Origin of the sequence: Methylobacterium sp. Leaf399, from assembly GCF_001424525.1 — a bacterium.
Lineage (GTDB): Bacteria > Pseudomonadota > Alphaproteobacteria > Rhizobiales > Beijerinckiaceae > Methylobacterium.
In genome coordinates this window covers 663,436-683,780 of sequence record NZ_LMQK01000001.1, presented here as the reverse complement: position 1 = coordinate 683,780, position 20,345 = coordinate 663,436, and the positions used below count along the sequence as shown (strand labels likewise).

At 70.3% G+C, this 20,345-nt stretch carries 16 protein-coding genes and 1 riboswitch; of the genes, 7 read left to right on the top strand and 9 right to left on the bottom strand.

Annotated elements, in window-relative coordinates:
• Positions 1-18 precede the first annotated feature (18 nt).
• Positions 19-231, top strand: a riboswitch (cobalamin riboswitch).
• A gap of 127 nt (positions 232-358) precedes the next feature.
• The 3 genes from ASG40_RS03145 (at position 359) to aqpZ (ending at position 4,983) form a co-directional block, all read left to right on the top strand.
• Positions 359-2,572 (top strand): TonB-dependent receptor, encoded by a 2,214-nt coding sequence (locus ASG40_RS03145; protein WP_055880274.1) that lies wholly within the window; start codon positions 359-361, stop codon positions 2,570-2,572.
• Positions 2,569-3,978, top strand: coding sequence for a PepSY domain-containing protein (locus ASG40_RS03140; protein ID WP_244480505.1), 1,410 nt, complete (start codon positions 2,569-2,571; stop codon positions 3,976-3,978). The genes ASG40_RS03145 and ASG40_RS03140 overlap by 4 nt, the downstream gene beginning before the upstream one ends.
• A gap of 264 nt (positions 3,979-4,242) precedes the next feature.
• Positions 4,243-4,983, top strand: coding sequence for an aquaporin Z (gene aqpZ, locus ASG40_RS03135; RefSeq protein ID WP_055880268.1), 741 nt, complete (start codon positions 4,243-4,245; stop codon positions 4,981-4,983).
• A 234-nt stretch (positions 4,984-5,217) separates the two neighbouring features.
• Here the strand turns inward: aqpZ and ASG40_RS03130 are convergent, their stop codons facing one another.
• From ASG40_RS03130 to ASG40_RS21990, 9 genes are all read right to left on the bottom strand, one after another.
• The gene (locus ASG40_RS03130) at positions 5,218-5,664 is read right to left on the bottom strand and encodes a hypothetical protein (protein WP_055880265.1); all 447 of its coding nucleotides are present in this window, start codon (positions 5,662-5,664) and stop codon (positions 5,218-5,220) included.
• Positions 5,665-5,691: 27 nt separating this feature from the next.
• Positions 5,692-6,021 carry a hypothetical protein gene (locus tag ASG40_RS03125; RefSeq protein WP_055881224.1) on the bottom strand — a complete coding sequence of 110 codons (330 nt, stop codon included), beginning with the start codon at positions 6,019-6,021 and terminating at the stop codon, positions 5,692-5,694.
• Between the two features lie 44 nt (positions 6,022-6,065).
• Positions 6,066-6,569 (bottom strand): rod-binding protein, encoded by a 504-nt coding sequence (locus ASG40_RS03120; RefSeq protein ID WP_082523859.1) that lies wholly within the window; start codon positions 6,567-6,569, stop codon positions 6,066-6,068.
• Positions 6,570-6,624: 55 nt separating this feature from the next.
• Positions 6,625-7,074: a hypothetical protein gene (locus ASG40_RS03115; RefSeq protein ID WP_055880262.1), complete on the bottom strand. Its 450-nt coding sequence runs from the start codon at positions 7,072-7,074 to the stop codon at positions 6,625-6,627.
• A gap of 4 nt (positions 7,075-7,078) precedes the next feature.
• Positions 7,079-7,831 (bottom strand): flagellar biosynthesis protein FliR, encoded by a 753-nt coding sequence (gene fliR / locus ASG40_RS03110; protein ID WP_274533814.1) that lies wholly within the window; start codon positions 7,829-7,831, stop codon positions 7,079-7,081.
• Positions 7,828-9,909, bottom strand: a complete 2,082-nt coding sequence (gene flhA, locus ASG40_RS03105; protein WP_055880259.1) for a flagellar biosynthesis protein FlhA — start codon at positions 9,907-9,909, stop codon at positions 7,828-7,830. Before flhA ends, fliR begins: the two co-directional genes overlap by 4 nt.
• 437 nt (positions 9,910-10,346) lie before the next feature.
• Complete coding sequence (locus tag ASG40_RS03100) at positions 10,347-10,580, bottom strand: hypothetical protein (RefSeq protein WP_156387523.1); 234 nt, start codon at positions 10,578-10,580, stop codon at positions 10,347-10,349.
• A gap of 268 nt (positions 10,581-10,848) precedes the next feature.
• Entirely contained in the window at positions 10,849-11,196 is a 348-nt protein-coding gene (locus tag ASG40_RS21590; RefSeq protein WP_200944184.1) for a hypothetical protein, read from the bottom strand.
• Between the two features lie 238 nt (positions 11,197-11,434).
• On the bottom strand, positions 11,435-12,919 hold the full coding sequence (locus ASG40_RS21990) for an HlyD family efflux transporter periplasmic adaptor subunit (RefSeq protein ID WP_055880253.1): 1,485 nt from the start codon (positions 12,917-12,919) through the stop codon (positions 11,435-11,437).
• Positions 12,920-13,269: 350 nt separating this feature from the next.
• Here ASG40_RS21990 and ASG40_RS03085 point away from each other — a divergent pair, with 350 nt between their 5' ends.
• The 4 genes from ASG40_RS03085 to ASG40_RS03070 all read left to right on the top strand — a co-directional run bounded on the left by ASG40_RS03085 (position 13,270) and on the right by ASG40_RS03070 (position 20,329).
• Positions 13,270-15,045, top strand: coding sequence for a caspase family protein (locus tag ASG40_RS03085; RefSeq protein ID WP_082523858.1), 1,776 nt, complete (start codon positions 13,270-13,272; stop codon positions 15,043-15,045).
• A gap of 409 nt (positions 15,046-15,454) precedes the next feature.
• The gene (locus ASG40_RS03080; protein ID WP_055880248.1) at positions 15,455-16,087 is read left to right on the top strand and encodes an OmpA family protein; all 633 of its coding nucleotides are present in this window, start codon (positions 15,455-15,457) and stop codon (positions 16,085-16,087) included.
• Positions 16,088-16,174: 87 nt separating this feature from the next.
• Positions 16,175-17,203 carry an efflux RND transporter periplasmic adaptor subunit gene (locus tag ASG40_RS03075; RefSeq protein ID WP_055880245.1) on the top strand — a complete coding sequence of 343 codons (1,029 nt, stop codon included), beginning with the start codon at positions 16,175-16,177 and terminating at the stop codon, positions 17,201-17,203.
• Positions 17,204-20,329: an efflux RND transporter permease subunit gene (locus ASG40_RS03070; RefSeq protein ID WP_055880242.1), complete on the top strand. Its 3,126-nt coding sequence runs from the start codon at positions 17,204-17,206 to the stop codon at positions 20,327-20,329.
• Positions 20,330-20,345 lie beyond the last annotated feature (16 nt).

Sequence of the window (20,345 nt, the reverse complement as noted above, 5' to 3'; positions counted from 1 at the left end):
ACGCGGTCTTCGCCGGCGCGCTAGCCTCGGGTCGACGGTTCCTCGCGAGAGGATCAAAAGGGAACGCGGTGAGGGCGAGGGTCCGCAAGGATCGCCCGATGCCGCGGCTGCCCCCGCAACTGTAAGCGGCGAGTCCTTCATCAACACGTCACTGGGTTCCTCGGGCCTGGGAAGACGATGACGGGACAGCGACCCGCGAGCCAGGAGACCTGCCGTCAGTCGTGGTCACACGCGAAACGCATCGGGCGGGGTGTCCTGGTGGGTGTCGAGGCGGGCGCGTGTCTTTTTCGGAGACCGCCTGAGCCGAGGCTTCGTTCGCGGTGACGTGCCACTGCCGTCGCCCGAGGCCTCGCTGCCCATGTCGTCCCATTCTCTCGCCCGACGACCGTCGGGTCGCCTGCTGCTGATCTTCGCCCTCGCTCCGGCCTCCCTCGCCGCGCAGGTCGCCCTCGCGGCGCATGACGCCCCCCGCCCGGGCGAGGACCACGCCGCCGCCACCCTCTCGGAACTGGCGGTGGCCGGCCCCGGGACGGGAACCCGCCTGCTGGCGCCGACCCCCTACACGGCGGCACCCACCGGCCTGAACCTCGCGACACCCAACCGGACCGGCAGCCGCCTCGACCTGTCGCCGCTCCAGACGCCGGCCAGCGTCGAGGTCGTCTCCGGCCAGAAGATCCGCGAGCGCGGCCAGGAGACGGTGCAGGAGGCGGTGACCCAGAACGCGGCCGGCATCACCACCATCGCCGCGCCCGGCAACGGCTTCGGGGCGTACACCTCGCGCGGGTTCGCCGGGGTCAACTCGGTGATGCAGCTCTACGACGGCACCCGCCTCTACGTCGGCACCGGAACCATCACCTTCCCGTTCGACACCTGGAACGTCGACCGGATCGAGGTGCTGCGCGGCCCCGCCTCGGTGCTGTCGGGCGACGGCGCCATCGGCGGCGTCATCAACGTGGTGCCCAAGAAGCCGACCTTCACCACCATCAACGCGGCGCGGGTGGCGCTCGGCTCGGACGGGGTGAAGCGCCTGGCCTTCGACACCGGCGGCGCCCTCGGCGACCGGGTCGCCTACCGCCTCAACGTCAGTGCCAACCAGGCCGACGGGTGGCTGCGCCAGAACGGCGAGTTCAGCAACCTCGCGGTCTCGGGATCGCTGTTCTACCAGGCCACTCCCGACCTCGCCTTCACCCTCTCGCACGACTCCGGCTACCAGGAGCCGCTGCGGTATTTCGGGACGCCCCTCATCGATGGCGGCATCGACCGGCGCACGCGCTTCAACAACTACACCGTCGACGACAGCCGGATCGTCTTCAAGGACGACTGGACGCAGTTCAAGACGGAGTGGTCGCCCAGCGCCGACGTCACGATCCGCAACACCGCCTATCGCCTGTCCTCGCACCGGCGCTGGCGCAACGCCGAGACCTACGCCTTCGTCCCGGCCACCGGCCGCGTCAGGCGCTCGGACTACATCGAGATCTTCCACGACCAGGAGCAGATCGGAAACCGCTTCGACGCCACCGTCCGCGGCGAGCTGTTCGGCTTCGCCAACGAGTTCGTGGCGGGCTTCGACGTCAACCGCATCTCGTTCCTCCACACCAACAACGCGCCCTACGGCGGCGTGAGCACCGTCGATCCCTTCGCCGTCGATCCGGGCCGATTCCTGCGCGTCGACGGCACCACGCCGGGGTACGCCACCAGCACCGACCAGTATTCCCTCTTCGCCGAGAACCGTCTCGTCCTGTCCGACCAGCTCTCGCTGATCGCCGGCGTCCGCTACGACGCGCCGACCGTCCGCCGGAACGACCTGCGCAACCCCGCCGCCGGCTACACCAAGGACTTCAGCGCGGTGAGCTATCGCTTCGGCGCCGTCTACAGCCCGACGCCGGGCAGTTCGCTCTATGCGAGCTACGCCACGGCCGTCGACCCGGTGGGGACGCTCATCACCCTCACCCTGGCCCAGAAGGACTTCCAGCTCTCGAACGGCGAACAGGTCGAGGTCGGCTACAAGCAGGTGTTCTGGGACGGGCGCGGCGAGTTCACCCTGGCCGGCTACCGGATCAAGAAGGACAACCTCCTGACCGCCGACCCGCAGCGCCCCGCCGTGTCGATCCAGGTGGGGAGCCAGTCGTCCCACGGGGTCGAGGCGTTCGCCTCCCTGGGCCTGTGGGAGAACTGGCGCATCGAGGGCAACCTCGCCCTCTTGCAGGCGCAATACGACAGCTTCCAGCAGGCCGTGGGCGGGGTCGCCGTCTCGTTCGCGGGCAACCAGCCGATCAACGTGCCCGAGCGAGTGGCCAACCTGTGGCTGTCCTGGGCCTTCGCGCCGCGCTGGGAGGCGCGGGCCGGCGTGCAGTTCGTGGGCGAGACGGTGGGCGACTTCGCCAACACGGTCCGGCGACCGGCCTACGAGGTCGTGAACGGCAGCGTGGACTACCGGATCGACGACACCTCCCGCCTGAGCCTGCGCGCCTACAACCTCCTCGACGCGGTCTATCCGGTCACCGGCGGCTCGACCTTCTGGCTGCTCGGGCGGCCGCGCTCGGTCGAGGTCGCCTACAGCGTGACGTGGTGAAGGTCGCCAAACGCTGGCTGATCCTCGGGCATCGCTGGCTCGGGATCGGCGCCGGGCTCCTCGTCGCCCTGTGGATCGGCTCGGGCCTCGTGATGCTGCACGTGCCGTTCCCGCGCCTGTCGCAGGCCGAGCGGCTCGCCCGCCTGCCGCCGATCGCCTGGGACCGGGTGGCCATCGCCCCCGACGCCGCCCTCGCGGCGGCCGGCCGGCCCGAACCCGCCGCCCTCGGACTGGAGATGCAGGGCGGGGAGCCCGTCTACCGCGTCACCGGCCGGGACGGTGGCCGCGCCACGGTCTCGGCCCGGACCGGGGAGCGCCGGCCCGCGCTCACGCCGGAGGAGGCCCGGGCCCTCGCCGGCCCCGGCACCGTCGAGCCCGTGGCGCGCGACCAATGGACCGTCACCGCCCGCTACGACCCGCTGCGGCCTTTCCACAAGGTCGCCCTGGCCGATGCGGCCGGCACCGAGGTCTACGTCTCGGCCGCCACCGGGGAGGTCGCCCTCGTCACCACGCGGTTCGAGCGCGGCTGGAACTGGGTCGGCGCCGTGGTGCATTGGGTCTACCCGACGCCGCTGCGGGCCCGGCCCGACCTGTGGCGGGACGTGGTGCTGTGGCTGTCGGGACTCGCGATTCCGCTCCTGGCGAGCGGCCTCGTCCTCGGGATCTGGCGGCTCGGCTGGCCGCGGCGCTATCGCAACGGGGCGCTGACGCCCTACCGCGGGCTGGCGCGCTGGCACCACCTCTCGGGTCTGGCGGGCGGGCTCGCCCTCACCGGCTTCCTCGTGAGCGGCTGGCTCTCGATGAACCCGAACCGCTGGTTCACCGGACCGGCCCCGTCGGCGGCCCTCGTGGCCGCCCAGGCCAGCCCCTGGCACCCGGTCGGCCTCGACCCGGCCGGGCTGCGGCGGGTCGCGGCCTCGGACGCGGTGGCCCTGCGCTTCACCACCCTCGGCGGGCGGCCGCTCGTGGTGTCGCTCATGCGGGAGGGACGCCGCGTGGCGGGGGCCGACGGCGGCCCCGGCCCCGACGAGGCGCAGATCGTGGTCGCCGCGATGCGGGCGATGGGCCAGGCCGCGCCGCCGACGGTGGAGCGGCTGACGGCCCACGACGCCCATTGGTCCGGCCTCGGCGAGCGTCCGCTGCCGATGCTGCGCCTGCGCTTCTCCGACCCGGCCGCCACCTGGCTGCACGTCGACCCGGCCGACGGCACCATCGCCGAGCGCCTCGACCGCTCCGGCCGCGCCTACCGCTGGCTGTTCGACGGCCTGCACCGCCTCGATTTTTCCGTGCTCGCGGGGCCTGCGCGCGAAGTGGCGCAGTGGGCGCTCAATCTTCTCGGGGCGGTGGTGGTCATCAGCGGGCTTGTGGCGGGTTGGCGGCGGGTGAGCCGTAAGCTTTCGGGCTGAACGCGATGGGTTTAATTGTGTGAGGTGGTGCTTTGGGTGGAAATCAGACCTTCCGCGCCGTCCTTCTCAAGCCCCTCTGAGCATGAATACGATTGGAGAGTAAGCGCATTGCTGTTCCGGTAATTGCTGTCTCCCTCTGTCCGTGCAACGTTCGCGAAATGCGTTCCGGTAGATGCCAGCGCAGACTGCTCGCGTCGCACAAATCTGAGATTTCGAACCTGCTCTTCGAGTGCCGCGCGAAATCCTATAGCGGGAGGTTCAGACATGGATCACGATACGATGCGCCGGGCGACGGCCGAGTTTTTCGGCACCTTCTGGCTGACCTTTGGCGGTTGTGGTGCCGCCGTCTTGTCCGCCGCGTTCCCGGAACTCGGCATCGGCTTCCTCGGTGTCGCCTTTGCCTTTGGCTTGACCGTGCTCACGATGGCCTACGCGGTCGGTCACATCTCGGGTGGCCACTTCAATCCGGCTGTGACGCTTGGGCTGTGGTCTGCCGGACGTTGTGCGAACCGGCACGTACTGCCCTACATCGTCGCCCAGGTCGTTGGCGCTATGGTCGGTGCCTTCGTCCTCTATGTCATCGCATCGGGCAAGGCTGGCTGGCTTCCGAACGGGTTCGCCTCGAACGGCTACGGTGATCTCAGCCCTGGCAAGTACGGCGTTGCCGCTTGCCTGATCATCGAGCTTCTGACGACCTTCTTTTTCATCTTCATCATCGTCGGCACGACGTCGAAGGGCGCTGCGACGGGCTTTGCGGGCATCCCCATCGGATTCGCTCTGGTCCTGATCCACCTGATCTCGATCCCCGTGACCAACACCTCGGTCAACCCGGCTCGCAGCACCGGACCTGCCTTGTTTGCGGGCGGCGAGTACGTCGCACAGCTTTGGCTGTTTTGGCTCGCACCAATCGTAGGAGCTATGGCGGCCGGGGCTATGGCACGGTGGCTCTACGAGCCAGCGGACGTCGTTGACACCATCGTCGTCGAAAAGGGCGCTGCAATCTGAAGTCTTGCAGTCCAAGTCACGACGAACGGACCTGCTAAGATCCTAGAACGACGATGTGACCCGGCCTGACATGAATTGGCGGGCCGGGGCAAAGTGGGGGCAAGGCAGGAAGCGACGTGGTCGCAAGCAGTGCCCATGAGGATTCGTAGCGCCCGACGAGCCAAAGTTCGCTGCAGGTCACAAGCGACCGCTCAAATTCCCAAGCTGCCGGCTTTCAACCCCCAAGCCCACCCCTTAAGACCGCACCTCCCGCTTGGCGACAAAGTTGAACTCCTCGACCAAAATGTCCTTGACGACCTCGGAGCCCAGGCGCTCGTTGACCTTGGCGCGGACCTCGGCGAGGCGCTTGGTGACGTTGTAGCGGGCCAGGCGCCTGAAATCGATCTCGGGGTCGCTGTAGATCTGGCGGAAGGTCTCGTCGACCACGAAGGCGTTGGGCGGCACCGAGAGGGTGTGCATCAGCCGCGCGTCGGCGGTGAAGACCAGGACGGCGACGATGTAGCCGGTGACCTTGCCGTCCGCGAGCATCGGCACGTTGATGGGCGCCAGCTTCTGGTACTGCAGGCCTTCGAGGTAGGGCTCGGTCTTCTTGCCCATGAGGCCGCTGCCCCAGGTCACCGCGCCGTAGCAGGAGGCGACGGTGAGGGCACAGATCCAGAGGCCGGTGACGAGGATGCGCATGGCGGCGGCCGGGCTTTCGGTGGGCGGTCAGCGGCGGCGGCGGGCGGAATAGGTCCCGTCGGATTCGGCGTCCTGGATCGCGTCGTTGACGATCTCGGCGATCTCCTCCACCGCCCGCAGGTGCAGGCCCACCACCTCCTGGTTGCGCTGCAGGCTGCGGCGCAGGCGCGCGAGCTGCTCGGCGAGCTCCGGGTCGACCCGCTCCGGGTCGAGGCCGCGGGTCAGGCGGGTGAGTTCGAGCAGGCTCTGGCCCTTGCGCCGGTTGACCGCGTCCTGGTCGATCGGGCGATGGGCGAGCAGCGCCTCGGTCTCGGCCGAGACGGTGGCGTCGAGCCGCTTGAGGGAGGCGATCAGCATGGAGGGTCCTTCGATCATCGGGGCGTCTTGGACGGCGAGCCCGGTCAGGAGGTCGCCTTGGTCCGCAGGAGGGCGGCGGCGGCCCGGTCGGCGGCCTGCCGCTCGACGGTGACCGCCTCGGCGTTGCGCGGCGCCGACAGGATGCGGGCGATGCCCAGCCCGCCGGCCTTCGAGATCTCCGAGCCGACCTGCTCGGCCAGCATCGACTTCCAGATGCCGCCGGCGTTGCCCTTGCCGAACACCGAGGTCGCCTTGTCGGGCATCATCTTCTCGACGAACTGGCGCAGCACGAACGCCTCGAACTGCTTGTAGGGGTCGGCCGCCTTGCCGCCTTTGGCCATCGCGCTGTCGCTCTGCAGGGTGGTGAGCGTGCCGCGGGCGTCGAGGGGCATGTGGACCCCGGCACCCGCCATGCGCACGGCGTCGCCGAAGGCGGCCGGATCGGTGCCCGCGGGGGCGGCGAGCTTGGCCGAGGCTTCCTGGTAGCGGGCCGGGTCCGCCGCCCGGGCGACGTCGAGAACGATGTCCGATGGGGGTCTGATGCTCATGGTCGTCGCCGGGGCTGACAGGGAATCCCGAAGGCCGCGGCGCGGCGCCGGGCCTTCACGACCCGGATAGCGCGCCTGGCTTTCGGGAGGCTGGTGTCGGGGCATCGTCGAGGCCGCCGCCGCCGCGGGCGATCAGCAGGTCGAGCTGTTCCAGGGCGTCGCGGCGGTCCTCCTCGGCGCGGTGGGAGCGGGCGAGCCCGTCGGCCCAGCGTTCGGCCTGCTTTTCGGACAGGCCGCGCGCCAGGACGGTCCTTTCCTGGGCCGTAGCCCTGGCACCGAGCGCCGTGGCGGTCTCGGCGATCCGGCGCAGGCGGCCGGCGGCGGCATCGAGGAACAGGCCCGCCATCCGTTCCCCCGCCAGCGTCTGCAGCAGGGCGGCCCGGTCGGCCTCGGTGCTGGCGATGTCGCGGCGGGTGGCGGCCAGATCGCGTTCGGCGACGCGGCGCATCTGCTCCTGCACCGTCACGAGGCGCTTGGCGCGGGCGAGGCGCTGGCTCGGCGTCATCGCCTCAGCCCCTGCGCAGGTAGTCGACGTAGCCGATCAGGAACTGCATCATGAACTCGTTCGAGATGTAGTAGAGCATCAGCAACCCGCCGAACATGATGAACGGGGTCGCGATGAAATACACCGGGATCGTCGGCGTGAGCTTGTTGGCGAAGCCCGCTGCCAGGTTCACCGCCACCGCGTAGACGATGAACGGCGAGGTGATCCTGAGGCCGAGCACGAAGGCGGTGCCGATCTGGTCGACGATGCGCACCAGGGCCGTCTGCGAGCCGACGCCCTGGCCCGGCGGGATGCGGGCGTAGGAATCGACGATGCCGCGAAACAGCTCCCAGTGCATGTCGGCGGCAAAGACCAGGGCGGCGGCCGACATCATGATCAGCGCCTCCACCGCCGGCACCGGGTCGACGCCCTCGGCCACCGCGCCGGGCATGCCGCCGAAGCCCACCATGGTGGATGCGGCGTTCACCACCGTCTCGAGCACGAAGAAGAAGATCCGCCCGAGGAAGCCGATGACGAGGCCGGTGATGCTCTCGCTGACGATGAAGAACAGGGTGGTGGCGGGGTTGTCGTCGAGCTTGCCCTGGAACTGCGGCAGCAGGAGCGGCGTCAGCGCCAGCGACACCGAGAGGGCGATGAGCAGCCGCACCTGGGCCGGCACGCGCGGGCTGGAAAAGCCGGGGATCATCAGGAGGCAGCCCCCGACCCGGCAGAAGATCATGAACACCGACAGGAAGCTGTCGGGCGCCAGTGCCGTCACGAGATCGTCCCGAGGGACTTGATCTCGACGCCGCGCGCGATCTCCAGGTGCGAGAGCACCGCCAGCGTCGGATAGAGCCGCTCGACGATCATGCGGACGTAGGGGCGGGCGTCGGGCGCGGTGACGAGGGCGAAGTTGTGGGTCTCGCGCATCCGGGTGCGGATCGCCTCGCCGGCCTCGGTGCCGAACTGCTCGACGAGGCGCGGGTCGATGTCGAACTCGATGACCTCGCCCTTGGCGTCGCGCTTGAGGCTCTGGTGGAACGAGAGGTCCCAGGCGCCGCCGAGGCGCAGGACGTTGAGGACGCCGTTCTCGGCGAGGTCGCCGCAGATCTGCTGGGCGATGCGCATGCGCACGTGCTCGACGATCTGCTCGGCGCGCCGGGCGTGCGGCGTGATCTCGGCGATGGCCTCCAGGATGAGGTGGAGGTTGCGGATCGAGACGCGCTCGGCGAGCAGGAGCTTGAGCACCGCCTGCAGGCCGGAATACGAGATCTGCGACGGGCAGATCTCCTCGAGGAGGCGCTTGTACTCGGGATCGAGCCGGTCGATCAGGCCGCGCATGTCCTTGTAGGACAGGAGCTGGGGCAGGTTGTTGCGGATCACCTCGGAGAGGTGGGTCAGCAGCACCGAGGCGCCGTCGATGGGTTCGAAGCCGCCGCGGCGGACCTCGGCGCCGTAGGATTCGAGCACCCAATGCGCCTTCATGCCGAAGGCGGGCTCGCGCACCGGATCGCTGGGCACGTCCGGCGACGGGCCGTCGCCCACCACCACCAGGAGCTCGCCGGGGCGGATCTCCTGGGTGGCGGCGACGGTGCCGTGGATGAGGATCTGGTAGCTCTTGGGCGCCAGGGCGAGGCTGTCGGTGAGCTTGATCTCGGGCACCACGAAGCCGTATTGGCGCGCGAACTTGCGGCGCATCTTGGCGACCCGGTGCGACAGCTCGGAATGGGCGGTCTGGATCTGGGACGAGACCTGGCGGCCGAGACAGACCTCGATCTCGGGCGTCTTGAGCGACTCCTTGACCGATTCGCGGGCCGCGACGTCCTTCTTCTCCTGCTCGGCCGCGGCTCTGGCCACCACGATGGCCTTCTCCTCGGCGAGCTTCTTGGGGATCGCGTAGGCGATGAAGGCCATCAGGCCCGCGAGCACCATGAACGGCAGGAACGGCAGGCCCGGCACCAGGGCGAACATCAGCATCAGGAACGCGGACACCCACAGCGCGCGCGGATAGGCGCCGAGCTGGCCGATCACCGCCTGTTCGGCGGTGCCCTTGGTGCCGCCCTTGGAGACGAGGAGGCCCGCGGCCAGCGACACGATCAGCGCCGGGATCTGCGAGACGAGCCCGTCGCCCACCGAGAGCTTGGTGAACACGTCCGCCGCATGGCCCAGCGGCATGCCGTGGCGGGTGGTGCCGATGATGATGCCGCCGAACACGTTGACGGCGATGGTGATGAGCGAGGCGATGGCCTCGCCGCGCACGAACTTCGAGGCACCGTCCATCGATCCGAAGAACGAGCTCTCCTCCTCCAGCTCCCGGCGGCGGTGCTGGGCCTCCTTGTCGTCGATGAGGCCGGCGTTGAGGTCGGCGTCGATGGCCATCTGCTTGCCGGGGATGGCGTCGAGAGTGAAGCGCGCGCCGACCTCGGCGATGCGGGTGGCGCCCTTGGTGATGACGAGGAAGTTCACCGTGATCAGGATCAGGAAGACGACGATGCCGATCACGAAGTCGCCGCTCATGACGAACTGCGAGAAGCCCTCGATGACGTGACCCGCGGCCCCGACGCCGTGGTGACCGTTGGCCAGGATGAGGCGGGTGGTGGCGATGCCCAGCGCCAGCCGCAGCAGGGTCGCGATCAGCAGCACGGTGGGGAAGGCCGAGAATTCGAGCGGCTTCTGGATCCACAGGGCCACCATCAGGATCAGTACCGACAGGGCGATGGAGAAGGCGAGCCCGATGTCGAGGAGGATGGCCGGGACCGGCAGGAACAGGATCGCCAGGATCGCGACGATGCCGAGCGCGAACCCGATGTCGCGCTGCGACTTGCGCTCCGGGACGATCGCCTCGATCGCAGCCATGATGCTCCCTCATGTCCCGACATGGGTGTCCCACGTCTCAAGGGAGGCGTTCTGGCCGGGCAAGCTTGCGTGGGGATGGGGGCTTCGCGCCGGCCCCTCGGCCTCCCCCGTCCGTTCCGGGAGAGCGGGCCTCATCCCATGTCCGGTTGATCACTTCGTGATGCGGAAATGGGCTTCGCTCAGGCGCCGCGCAGGCTCGATGATACGGTTCCCACTCGATTCGAGCGGACACCGAATCAAAGATCCACGATGGATCGAGGCGCGGGCCCAGCCTCGGCCATCGCCACGTCATGGTTGGGAGAGGGTCGGCGAGACGCGGCCTTCGGGCATGTTTCCGATTCCTGGAGTCGAACCGGCGGGGCGGCAGCCCGCCCGCGGTCGGACCGGGCCGGTCGACCCGGCGTCGTCTTTCCCGCCTACGGCATGGTCTTTCCCGCCTACGGCATGCGCTGGAACAGGCGCACCGCCTCGACGTCCATGCGGGAGAACGCCCTGAGGGCGACGGGCTGGAACGCATCCCAGCGGGCCGCGGCCACCCGCTGCGGGACCAGGCGGGGCCGGCAGGCGTCGTCCCACAGGCAGGGGTTCTGGCGGGCGATCTCGCAGCCGGTGGTGCACGCCAGGGCCGGTGCCGCCGAGACGGCTCCCAGCAGCACGAGGGACAAGGTCACGGCCGTCGATCTGAAGGACACCATCTGATTGCTTCCTGACTGCGGAACGGACCCGGATGTCGGGTGACACGACGGAGTCGTGGTCCGTCTCGGATTGGAGGGCATCGCCGTTACCGGCGGGTCACCGCCGCACGAAATCAATGCCCGGCTCGCAAAATGGTTCATATCGTCTTGCGAGAGCGCGGACGGGACGGGCGATCATTCGATTCGCCGCGACCGGGCCCGGCCGAGACCTTGCATCGACCGAGATGTCCTATCGACAAGGCGGCTATTCGGCGGCGCCCGTCCGGCACCACGCCGTCCAGAGTTCGTAGCCGCTCGCCATCGGGTCCGACGGCGCGCACCAGGCGGAGGTGTCGGTCCCGGTCTCGATCGAGCGGGTGGCGACCCTGGTCTGTTCGAGGCCGTTGAACACCGCCTGGCAGCCGGAGCTCAGGCTGGCCTTCTTCTGCCGCAGGCAGGTGGTGATGCGCTCGACGTTGGGGATGTCGCCGCTGCAGAACTTGAACACGTCCGGGGTACAGGCCGCGCGCTGCAGGGTGGTGCCCTGCGCCAACCCCGCCGACGTGCCGATGCCGAAGATCAATCCCGCACAGGCCATCACCACTGTCTTCATTCCGACCTCCCGACGTTTCGACACGCCATTCCCGCTCCCGACGGGGTGCGGACAAGATGACCGGACGACCGCGGGTCGACCTGTTCATGGGAGCGACGTTATCGTGCAAGAGTTGGCGGTCAACCGTGAATCGTCGATCCGGTCTCGCCAGTCGACGGCTCCGTGCGGGGCAGCACGCAGGCGCGGATGTTCTGTCCTCGCGGGGGTTTTTACGCCGGACGCACGGGTGTCGGGCTCTTCAATCGGCCGCTCGTCCGGCCTCGACGCGGATCGGCCGGATCGCCGCGCCCTCGCGCAGGAAGGCGCCGGCGCGGGCGACCACGACGTCGTTCCGCTCGAGGCCGCCGCGCACCTCGACGTCCCCACCCGCCGACAGTCCGATCGTGACGAGGCGCGGCTCGATCCGGCCGTCCTCGACCCGGTAGACGAAGCGGCCCTCCTCGCCGATCATCACGGCCGAGGCCGGTATTGCCGTGCCGCAGCGTTCCTCCACCGTCACCACCGCGCGCGCGAAGGTGCCCTGGCGCGGCTCGCCGGCCTCCGCCATCTGGATGCGCACGCGCCCCGACTGCGAGGCGCCCTCGGCCGAGGCCGACACGGTCCGGACCCGGCCGCGGCTCTCGGGCAGGCCGAGCGGCGTGACGGTGGCGGGCTGGCCCGCCGCGATCCGGCCGAGGTCGGACAACGGCACCTCCGCGGCGAGTTCGAATTCGCCCTGCGCCACGATCTGGAACGGCGCCGGGCCGGCGGCGGTGACGGGCGCCCCCGGCGTCGCCGAAACCCGCCCGACCACCCCCGAGGCCGGCGCCCTCAAGGTCACCGGCGGCTGCTCCGGCCCGTGCAGGCGCCCGAGGGTGGCCAGCACCTGGCCGGCGGCGACCCTGGCCAGGGGCTCCACCGCCACGGTGAGGACGCGCAGGCCCTCGCCCTCGGGCCGGACCTCGATCTCGCGGCGCGGCACCACCACGCCCCCGAGCCGGACCTCGTCCTTGAAGCAGAGGTGTCGCGCCGCGATGACGCTCACGGGCAGCGCTTCGGTGACGACGGGATCGCCCGGCGGATCGGCGGGATCGTCCCGCCACGGCAGGGGACCGGCCCGGAGGGCGAGCGCCAGGGCCGCCGGCACGGCCAGCGCCGGGACCAGGAGCCAGCGGCGGGCCGGCGCGCTCCGCCGCAAGCGGTCGCGCACCGACCCCGCGGCGGCGGCCTCCTGCGGCCACACCACCCGGTAGGCATGGACGGGGCGCGGGATGTTCTTGAGGCGCTGCGGGCCGATATCGCGGAACTGCACCGGCACCTTATTGCTCACCGCCTCGTGCACCGAGGCGGACAGGCAGATGCCGCCGGGCTCGGCGATGCCCTCGAGGCGCGCGGCGACGTTGACGCCGTCGCCGAGGAGGTCGCCCTCCACCGCCACCACGTCGCCGATGGTCAGCCCCATGCGGAAGGCCAGCCGCCGCTCGGGGGGAAGCGCGTCGTTGCGGCGGCCGAGCTCCCGCTGGATCGCGATGGCGGCGCGCAGGGCCTCCACGGCGCTGGGGAACTCGGCGAGGATGGCGTCGCCCGCGGTGTTGAAGACCCGGCCGCCGAATTCGGACACCTGCCCCCGGTAGAGGGCGGTGTGGTCGGCCAGGCGCCGGAGGGTGTCCTCCTCGTCCTGCGCGATCAGCCGGGAATACCCCGCGACGTCGGCGGCCAGGATCGCCGCGATGGTGCGCTTCATCGCTCCGGCCCCGCGCCCCGCAGCCCCGCGCCCCGCAGCCCCACACCTCGCAGCCCCGCACCCCGCATGCTCCCGGCCTTTCGCTGCGCAACGGGGTCCGAGGCCGAGACCGGGATGGCCCATGCGTCTGGCGCCACGCACGCTTTCGGGCGGCCCGTGTCAAGGCCCCGGCTCAAGTGAAGAGCGAGGTTTGCGCAGGTTTGGGGCCGGTCCGGCGCCCGGTTTTGCCGCCGGGGATTCGCGAGGATTGCTCAGTTCGCCGGGACGGCGTGTGGACGGACTGCGACGCTATTGCGAAATCCCCGTTTCGATGCGTATCAGGACGGGCAGGCTTTTGAGCAGAGCACCGCATGTTTGGACGTCTACTCGTTGCGGCGACACGCGTTCTGGCGACCGGACTGATCGTGGTGCCGGGATTGGTGCCGGGATTCTTGGCATCGGTGTCGCTGACCTCGACTCCGGCCACGGCCGGCGGCGTGTCCCGCCAGCGCCAGGCCCTGCTCGTCGCCAACGCCGTCTATCCGGACAGCGACGCGGCCCTTGCGACGCCGCCGGGCGACCTGCGCCTCCTCGCCGAGGAGCTCAAGCGCAAGGGGTTCGCCGTCGAGACGGGCGAGAACCTCGACAAGGCCGCCCTCCAGGCCGCCATCGACCGGTTCGTGCGCAAGGTCGAGACCGGCGCGGTGGCCCTGGTCTACTTCGCCGGCTACGGCATCCAGGCCGGGCGCAGGAACTACCTCGTTCCCGTGGACGCGCGGATCTGGAGCGAGCCCGACGTGCAGCGCGACGGCATCGCCCTCGACACGGTCCTGGCCGACCTCGACAGGCGCGGGGCCGGCGCCCGGATCCTGATCCTCGACGCCGCCCGCCGCAACCCGTTCGAGCGGCGCTTCCGCAGCTTCTCGGCCGGGCTGGCCGAGCCGAAGCCGGGCCCGCGCACCCTCGAACTGCAGTCGGCGGCCCCCGGCAGCGTCCTCGTGGAGACGCGCGCGGCCACGAGCCCGTTCGCCACCGAACTGGTGCGCCAGATCGCCGTGCCGGAGGCGAGCGCCGAACAGGCGCTGGCGGCCACGGCCGAGGCGGTGGCCCGCGCGAGCCGCAACCAGCAGAAGCCCGCCCTGATCGCGGGAACGACCGAGCCGTTCGGGTTCGATCCGGCCTGGGTGAGGCCGGCCGCCCCCATGGCCAAGGTCGAGGACAGGCCCGCACCGGCGGCCCGTCCTCCCGAGGTGCAACCCAAGGAGGGAGCCGCCAAAGAGGGGTCGTCCAAGGAACCCCCGGCGAAGGACAAGGCCGCCAAGCCGACCGCGACCCTGCAGGACAAGGACATCGACGCCATGGTGGCGGCGGAGGAGGAGACCGCGCGCGAGTTCAATGCCGCCATGGCCAAGGGCACCAAGGGCGCGCTGGAAGGTTTCCTCAAGCGCCATCCCTCGGGGCCCCTCGCCAAGACCGCACGGGCGGAACTGGCCAGGGTCGAAGGCACCGCCCGCCCGCCGCGCGAGCCCGAGAAGCCGGTGGCCGCCGCGCCGCCCCCGCCACCTGCTCCTGCGCCCGCGGCCGAGCCCGCACCGTCGGTGCCATCACCGCCGGTACCCTGGCGCTCGCCCCCCAAGACCTATTCGATGGCCGAACTGCAGCGGAAGGCCTCCCTCGACGCGCGCATCACCCGCAACCCGCGCGATGCCACCGCCTTCTACGAGCGCGGCCAGTTCCACGCCCAGCGCGACGACTATCCCGCGGCCATCGCGGATTTCGATCAGGCCATCCGCCTGGAGCCCTCCAGTCCCGAGGCCCTCAACAACCGCTGCTGGGTGCGGGCCATCAACAACGACCTGCGCAAGGCCCTGTCCGACTGCAACGACGCCCTCAAGCTCAAGCCCGGCTTCGTCGACGCCCTCGACAGCCGCGGCTTCGTCAACCTCAAGGCCGATGCCCTCCAGGCGGCGATCCAGGACTACGACGCGGCCCTGCGGCTGGCGCCGACCCACAGTTCGTCCCTCTACGGACGCGGCATCGCCCGCTCCCGCCTCGGCCAGTCTGCCCAGGCCAACGACGACCTGACCCGGGCGCTGGCGCTCAACCCGATGATCGACAAGGACTTCGCGCAATACGGGCTGCGCTGAACGTCCCTCGCGAAACGCCCGCTGCGCCGTCGCGGCCGGCCCCGGCCGTCGCCGGTCGACCGCGATGGCCGTGCGGCCCAGCATGGTGTCCTCACGAAATCTGCTTTGGCGATCGCGAAACCTGATTCGCGCGGTCGGATCGTCCGGCGACCCGAATCACCAAGGCCCGATCCGCAGCAGATCGGCCGGCCGCCGGGGGCGGGAATGATGAGGACCGGCGATGCGCCGGCGCACATGACTCGCGATGACATGGCCTACGAGGCGTCTCCTCTGTGCAAGCCTGCACATTTCCCTCGCCGAGGGCGCGGAAGGTCTGAGAAAACCGGGCGAATGCTGTTGATCGCTGCCTGGGGGCGTGGGAAGAACACGGTGTTGCACGTCCATCGACAGCGCGACTTCGGAGGCTGAGATGACCACTTTCTCGAAACTCTCCCATGGTGTGATCGGGTTGATGGCCGTCGCCTTCCTGGCCTCGGTGGCGCCCGTCCAGGCGCAGCAGGTCACGGAGGACGAGATCCTCAAGGCCCTGTCGCCGCCCAAGACCCGCAGCCTGTCCATCGGCGCCCCGACCCGGGTCGCGCCGAGCGGCGACGAGGTCTTCGTCGATACCCTGCGCAACAAGAGCAGCCGCGACCTGAGCGCGAGCGCGCGGGAGAAGCTCAAGACCGTGGCCGCCGACAAGCCGGCCATCGACCTCGTGATGGAGTTCGACTTCCGGTCCGACGCGCTGCGCGGCGAGGCCCTCCGGAACGCCGACGCCCTCGGCAAGGCGCTCTCGAAGCCGGAACTCGCCAACCAGACCTTCGTGATCGCCGGCCACACCGACGCCAAGGGCTCTGACGCGGCCAACCAGACGCTCTCCGAGCGCCGGGCCGAGGCGGTCAAGCGCTACCTCGTGGCGACCTACAAGCTGCCGGCCGAGAACCTGATCGCGGTCGGCTACGGCAAGACCAAGCTCAAGAACCAGGCCGCGCCCTTCGCCATGGAGAACCGGCGCGTCCAGGCCGTGAACCTGCTCCAGGTGAAGACCGCGGCCCGCTAGGACACCCGCGTCCCGACCCCGCGGGCAGGCGCCCGCGGGGTCGGCGGGCGCCCTCACCCCAGTCGTCGCATAAGGCCGGACCCAACCGTGCAATCCTCCAGCGTCGCGTGTCGTCCCGGGCGGGGCGGGAGTGTCCCGGGCCCTGGCGGAGGGGTCGCGCGAATCGCGCTCGGGCTCTGCCTGTTCGCCCTGGCGACGTCGGCCGCCCGTGCCGAGAGCACGCCCGAGGGCACCACCGTCATCGGCATCCGTGCCGGCCAGGCCTGCATTCAGGAGCAGATCCGGATCACCGGGTTCGCGCTGGCCCGCGAGGAGAGCGGCACCAGCCTCGCGCTGGACGGCTACCGCATCACCCAGGTCCTCGTCGCCGAGGGCGACAGGGTGACGAGCGGTCAGGAGGTTCTGCGCGCCTCCCTCCTCGGCGCGGAGGAGGGCGGTGCGTCGCAGGGACGCCCGGCCGGCGTCAGCGCCCGCGCGCCCATCGCCGGCACCGTCACCCGCGTCACCGCCCGCGTCGGCATGGCCACGAGCGCGGCGATGCCCACCGGCCCCGGCGGCGTGCCCGAGCCGCAGGTGCGCATCACCGGCGAGGGCGGCATCGACCTGCTCGTGGACGTGCCGAGCCCCTATGCCACCAAGATCCGCACCGGCACGGTGGCCCGCATCGTCTACGGCCCCGGCCTGGAGGCCAAGGGCACCGTCCGCGTGCCGGTGAGCGAGGTCGACCCCGCCTCGCAGCTCGGCCGCGCCCGCCTCACGATCGAGCCGGCCTCGGCCCTGCGCCCGGGCCAGTTCGCCAGCGCCGTCCTCGAGACCGCGCGTGACTGCGGCCTGTCGGTGCCGCGCTCGGCGGTGGTCTACCAGAACGGCGTCACCAGCGTGCAGATCCTCAACGGCACCAAGGTCGAGCGCCGCCGGGTCCGCACCGGCCTGTCCGACGAGACCACCATCCAGATCCGCGACGGCCTCGCCGAGGGGGAGCTCGTGGTGGTCGATGCCGGCACCGCCGTGCGGCCGGGCGACCGCGTCACGCCGGTCGTGAGCCGGGACGACGGCAAGAACGCGGGCAGTCACACCGGCAAGAACGACGGCAAGAACGACGGTAGGAACCGCTGAATGTCGCTCAACGTCTCCTCGCTGGCGATCAAGCGGCCGCTGCCGTCCATCGTGTTCTCGATCATCCTGCTGGCGCTGGGCTGGGCGAGTTTCGTCCGGCTGCCGATCACGCGCCTGCCGAGCGCCGACATCCCGCTGATCTCGGTGGTGGTGACGCAGTTCGGCGCGGCCCCCGCCGAGATCGAGACGCAGGTCACCAAGGTCGTCGAGAACGGCGTCTCCGGCGTCGAAGGCGTGCGCCACATCGCCTCCTCGATCACCGACGGCCTCTCGGTCACCACCATCGCCTTCCGGCTCGAGACCAACACCGACCGGGCCCTCAACGACGTCAAGGACGCGATCACCCGCATCCGCTCCGACCTGCCCCAGAGCGTGCAGGAGCCGCTGATCCAGCGGGTCGACGTGGTCGGCCTGCCGATCGTCACCTATGCGGCGCGTGCGCCGGGCAAGAGCCCGGAGCAGATCTCCTGGTTCATGGAGAACACCGTCAAGTCCTCGCTGCAGGACGTGAAGGGGGTGGCGCAGGTCGAGATCATCGGCGGCGTCTCGCGCGAGGTGCTGGTCTCCCTCGATCCCGACCGGCTCCAGGCCTTCGGCCTCTCGGCGGTGGACGTGAGCCGGCGCCTGCGCGGCACCAACGTCACCGTCACCGGCGGCCGGGCCGAGATCGGCGGCCGCGACCAGGCGATCCGCACGCTGGCGGCGGCCAAGACCATCGACGAGCTCTCGGGCGTGATGATCGCCCTGCCCACCGGCGGCGAGGTCCGGCTCATCGATCTCGGCATCGTCACCGACACCATCGCCGACCGGCGCACCTTCGCCCGCCTCAACGGCGAGCCGGTGGTGGCGGTGGGCATCAAGCGGGCCAAGGGCGCCAGCGACGTGGTGGTGGCGAAAGCCGTGCAGACCCGCGTCGACACCCTGCGGGCCGAGAACCCGGAGTTCGACCTCACGCTCATCGATTCCTCGGTGGAGTTCACCCTCGGCAACTACGACGCGGCGATCCACACCCTGTTCGAAGGGGCGATCCTGGCCGTCATCATCGTGTTCCTGTTCCTGCGGGACCTGCGCGCCACGGTGATCGTCGCGGTCTCGCTGCCGCTGTCGATCTTCCCCGCCTTCTGGGCGATGGACATGCTCGGGTTCTCGCTCAACCTCGTGAGCTTCCTCGCCATCACTCTCTCCACGGGCATCCTCGTCGACGATTCCATCGTCGAGATCGAGAACATCGTGCGCCACATGCGCATGGGTAAACCCGCCCTGCAGGCGGCCTCCGAGGCCGCCGACGAGATCGGGCTCGCGGTCATCGCCATCAGCCTCACCATCATCGCGATCTTCGCGCCGGCGAGCTTCATGTCCGGCATCGCCGGGCAGTTCTTCAAGCAGTTCGGCATCACGGTGGCGGTGCAGGTGCTGTTCTCGCTGCTGGCGGCGCGATTCGTGACGCCGATGCTGGCGGCCTACCTCATGAAGCCGCACACCAAGCCAGAGAAGCCGCCGGGCCCGATCCTGCGCGCCTACACCCGCCTCGTCACCCTCTCGGTGCGCTGGTCGCTGGTGACGGTGCTGATCGGCTTTTGCTTCTTTGCCGCCTCCATCGCCAGCCTCGGCCTGCTCTCCCAGGGCTTCCTGCCGGCGCAGGATACCTCGCGCTCGGTGATGGCGCTCGAACTGCCGCCGGGCTCGCAGCTCACCGACACGGAGGCGACCACCGAGGAGATCGTCACCGCCATCCGCGCCCTGCCGCAGGTGCGCAGCGTGTTCGTGGACGGCGGCCGCGTGCCCAGGGAGCCCACCGAGTTCCGGCGCGCCTCGCTCATCGTCAACTACACGCCCAAGGCCGACCGCTCGATCACCCAGCGCGAGCTGGAGCAGGAGATCGGCAAGCGCCTGCGCCAGGTGCCCGACATCCGCTACTACTTCGTGGACGAGAACGGCCTGCGCGCCATCGCACTGGTGGTGCGCGGGTTCGATCCGCGCATCGTCGCCAACGTCGCCAACGAGCTCGCCGGCCAGATGCGCCGCATCCCCGGCGTCGCCAACGTGATCTCGGGCACCACCCTCGACCGGCCCGAGCTGCAGATCAGGCCCCGCCTCGATCTGGCCGCCCGCCTCGGGGTGACCCCCGAGCTCCTGGCCGAGACCATCCGCGTGGCCACCATCGGCGACGTCGGGCCGGCGCTGGCCAAGTTCGACGCCGGTGACCGGCTCATCCCGATCCGGGTCCAGCTCGACGACCGCGCCCGGCTCAACCGCAACGTCCTCGAACAGCTGCGGGTGCCGATGGGGCGGGGCGGCAGCATCCCCCTCTCGGCGGTGGCCGACCTCGACTTCCAGCAGGGGCCCACCAACATCAGCCGCTACGACCGCCAGCGCCAGGCCAGCGTCGAGGCCGACCTCCTCGGCTCGGCGGCGCTGGGCGACACCCTCAAGAGCATCGACGCGCTGCCGGTGATGAAGTCCCTGCCCAAGGGGGTGACCATCAGCCAGTCGGGCGACGCCGAGAGCCTCAACGAACTCTCGGAAGGGTTCGCCCAGGCGATCAGCGGTGGCCTGATGATGGTCTACGCGGTGCTGGTGCTGCTGTTCGGGTCGTTCCTGCAGCCGCTGACCATCCTGTTCTCGCTGCCCCTGTCGCTGGGCGGGGCCGTCATCGCCCTGATGATCAGCGGCAAGCAGCTCACGACCCCGGTGTGGATCGGCATCCTGATGCTGATGGGCATCGTGACGAAGAACGCGATCATGCTCATCGACTTCGCCGTGGAATCGATCCGCCACGGCATGCCGCGGGACGAGGCGATCATCGATGCCGGCCGCAAGCGGGCGCGGCCGATCGTCATGACCACCATCGCCATGGTCGCCGGCATGCTGCCCTCGGCCCTGGCCTTCGGCATCGGCGGCGAGTTCCGCTCGCCCATGGCCATCGCCATCATCGGCGGCCTGATCTTCTCGACGCTGCTGTCGCTGATCTTCGTGCCGGCGATGTTCGTCGTGGTCGCCCGGGTCGGCGACCTCTTCACCCGCCTCGGCCGGAGGATCGCGGGGCTGGTCGACCGGCCGCACAAGACCGCCGCCGGGACCGAGGCGCATGCCCCGGCGCCCGGCGGGCCGGGGGCGGGCGCCTGATGCCAGACCCCCAATG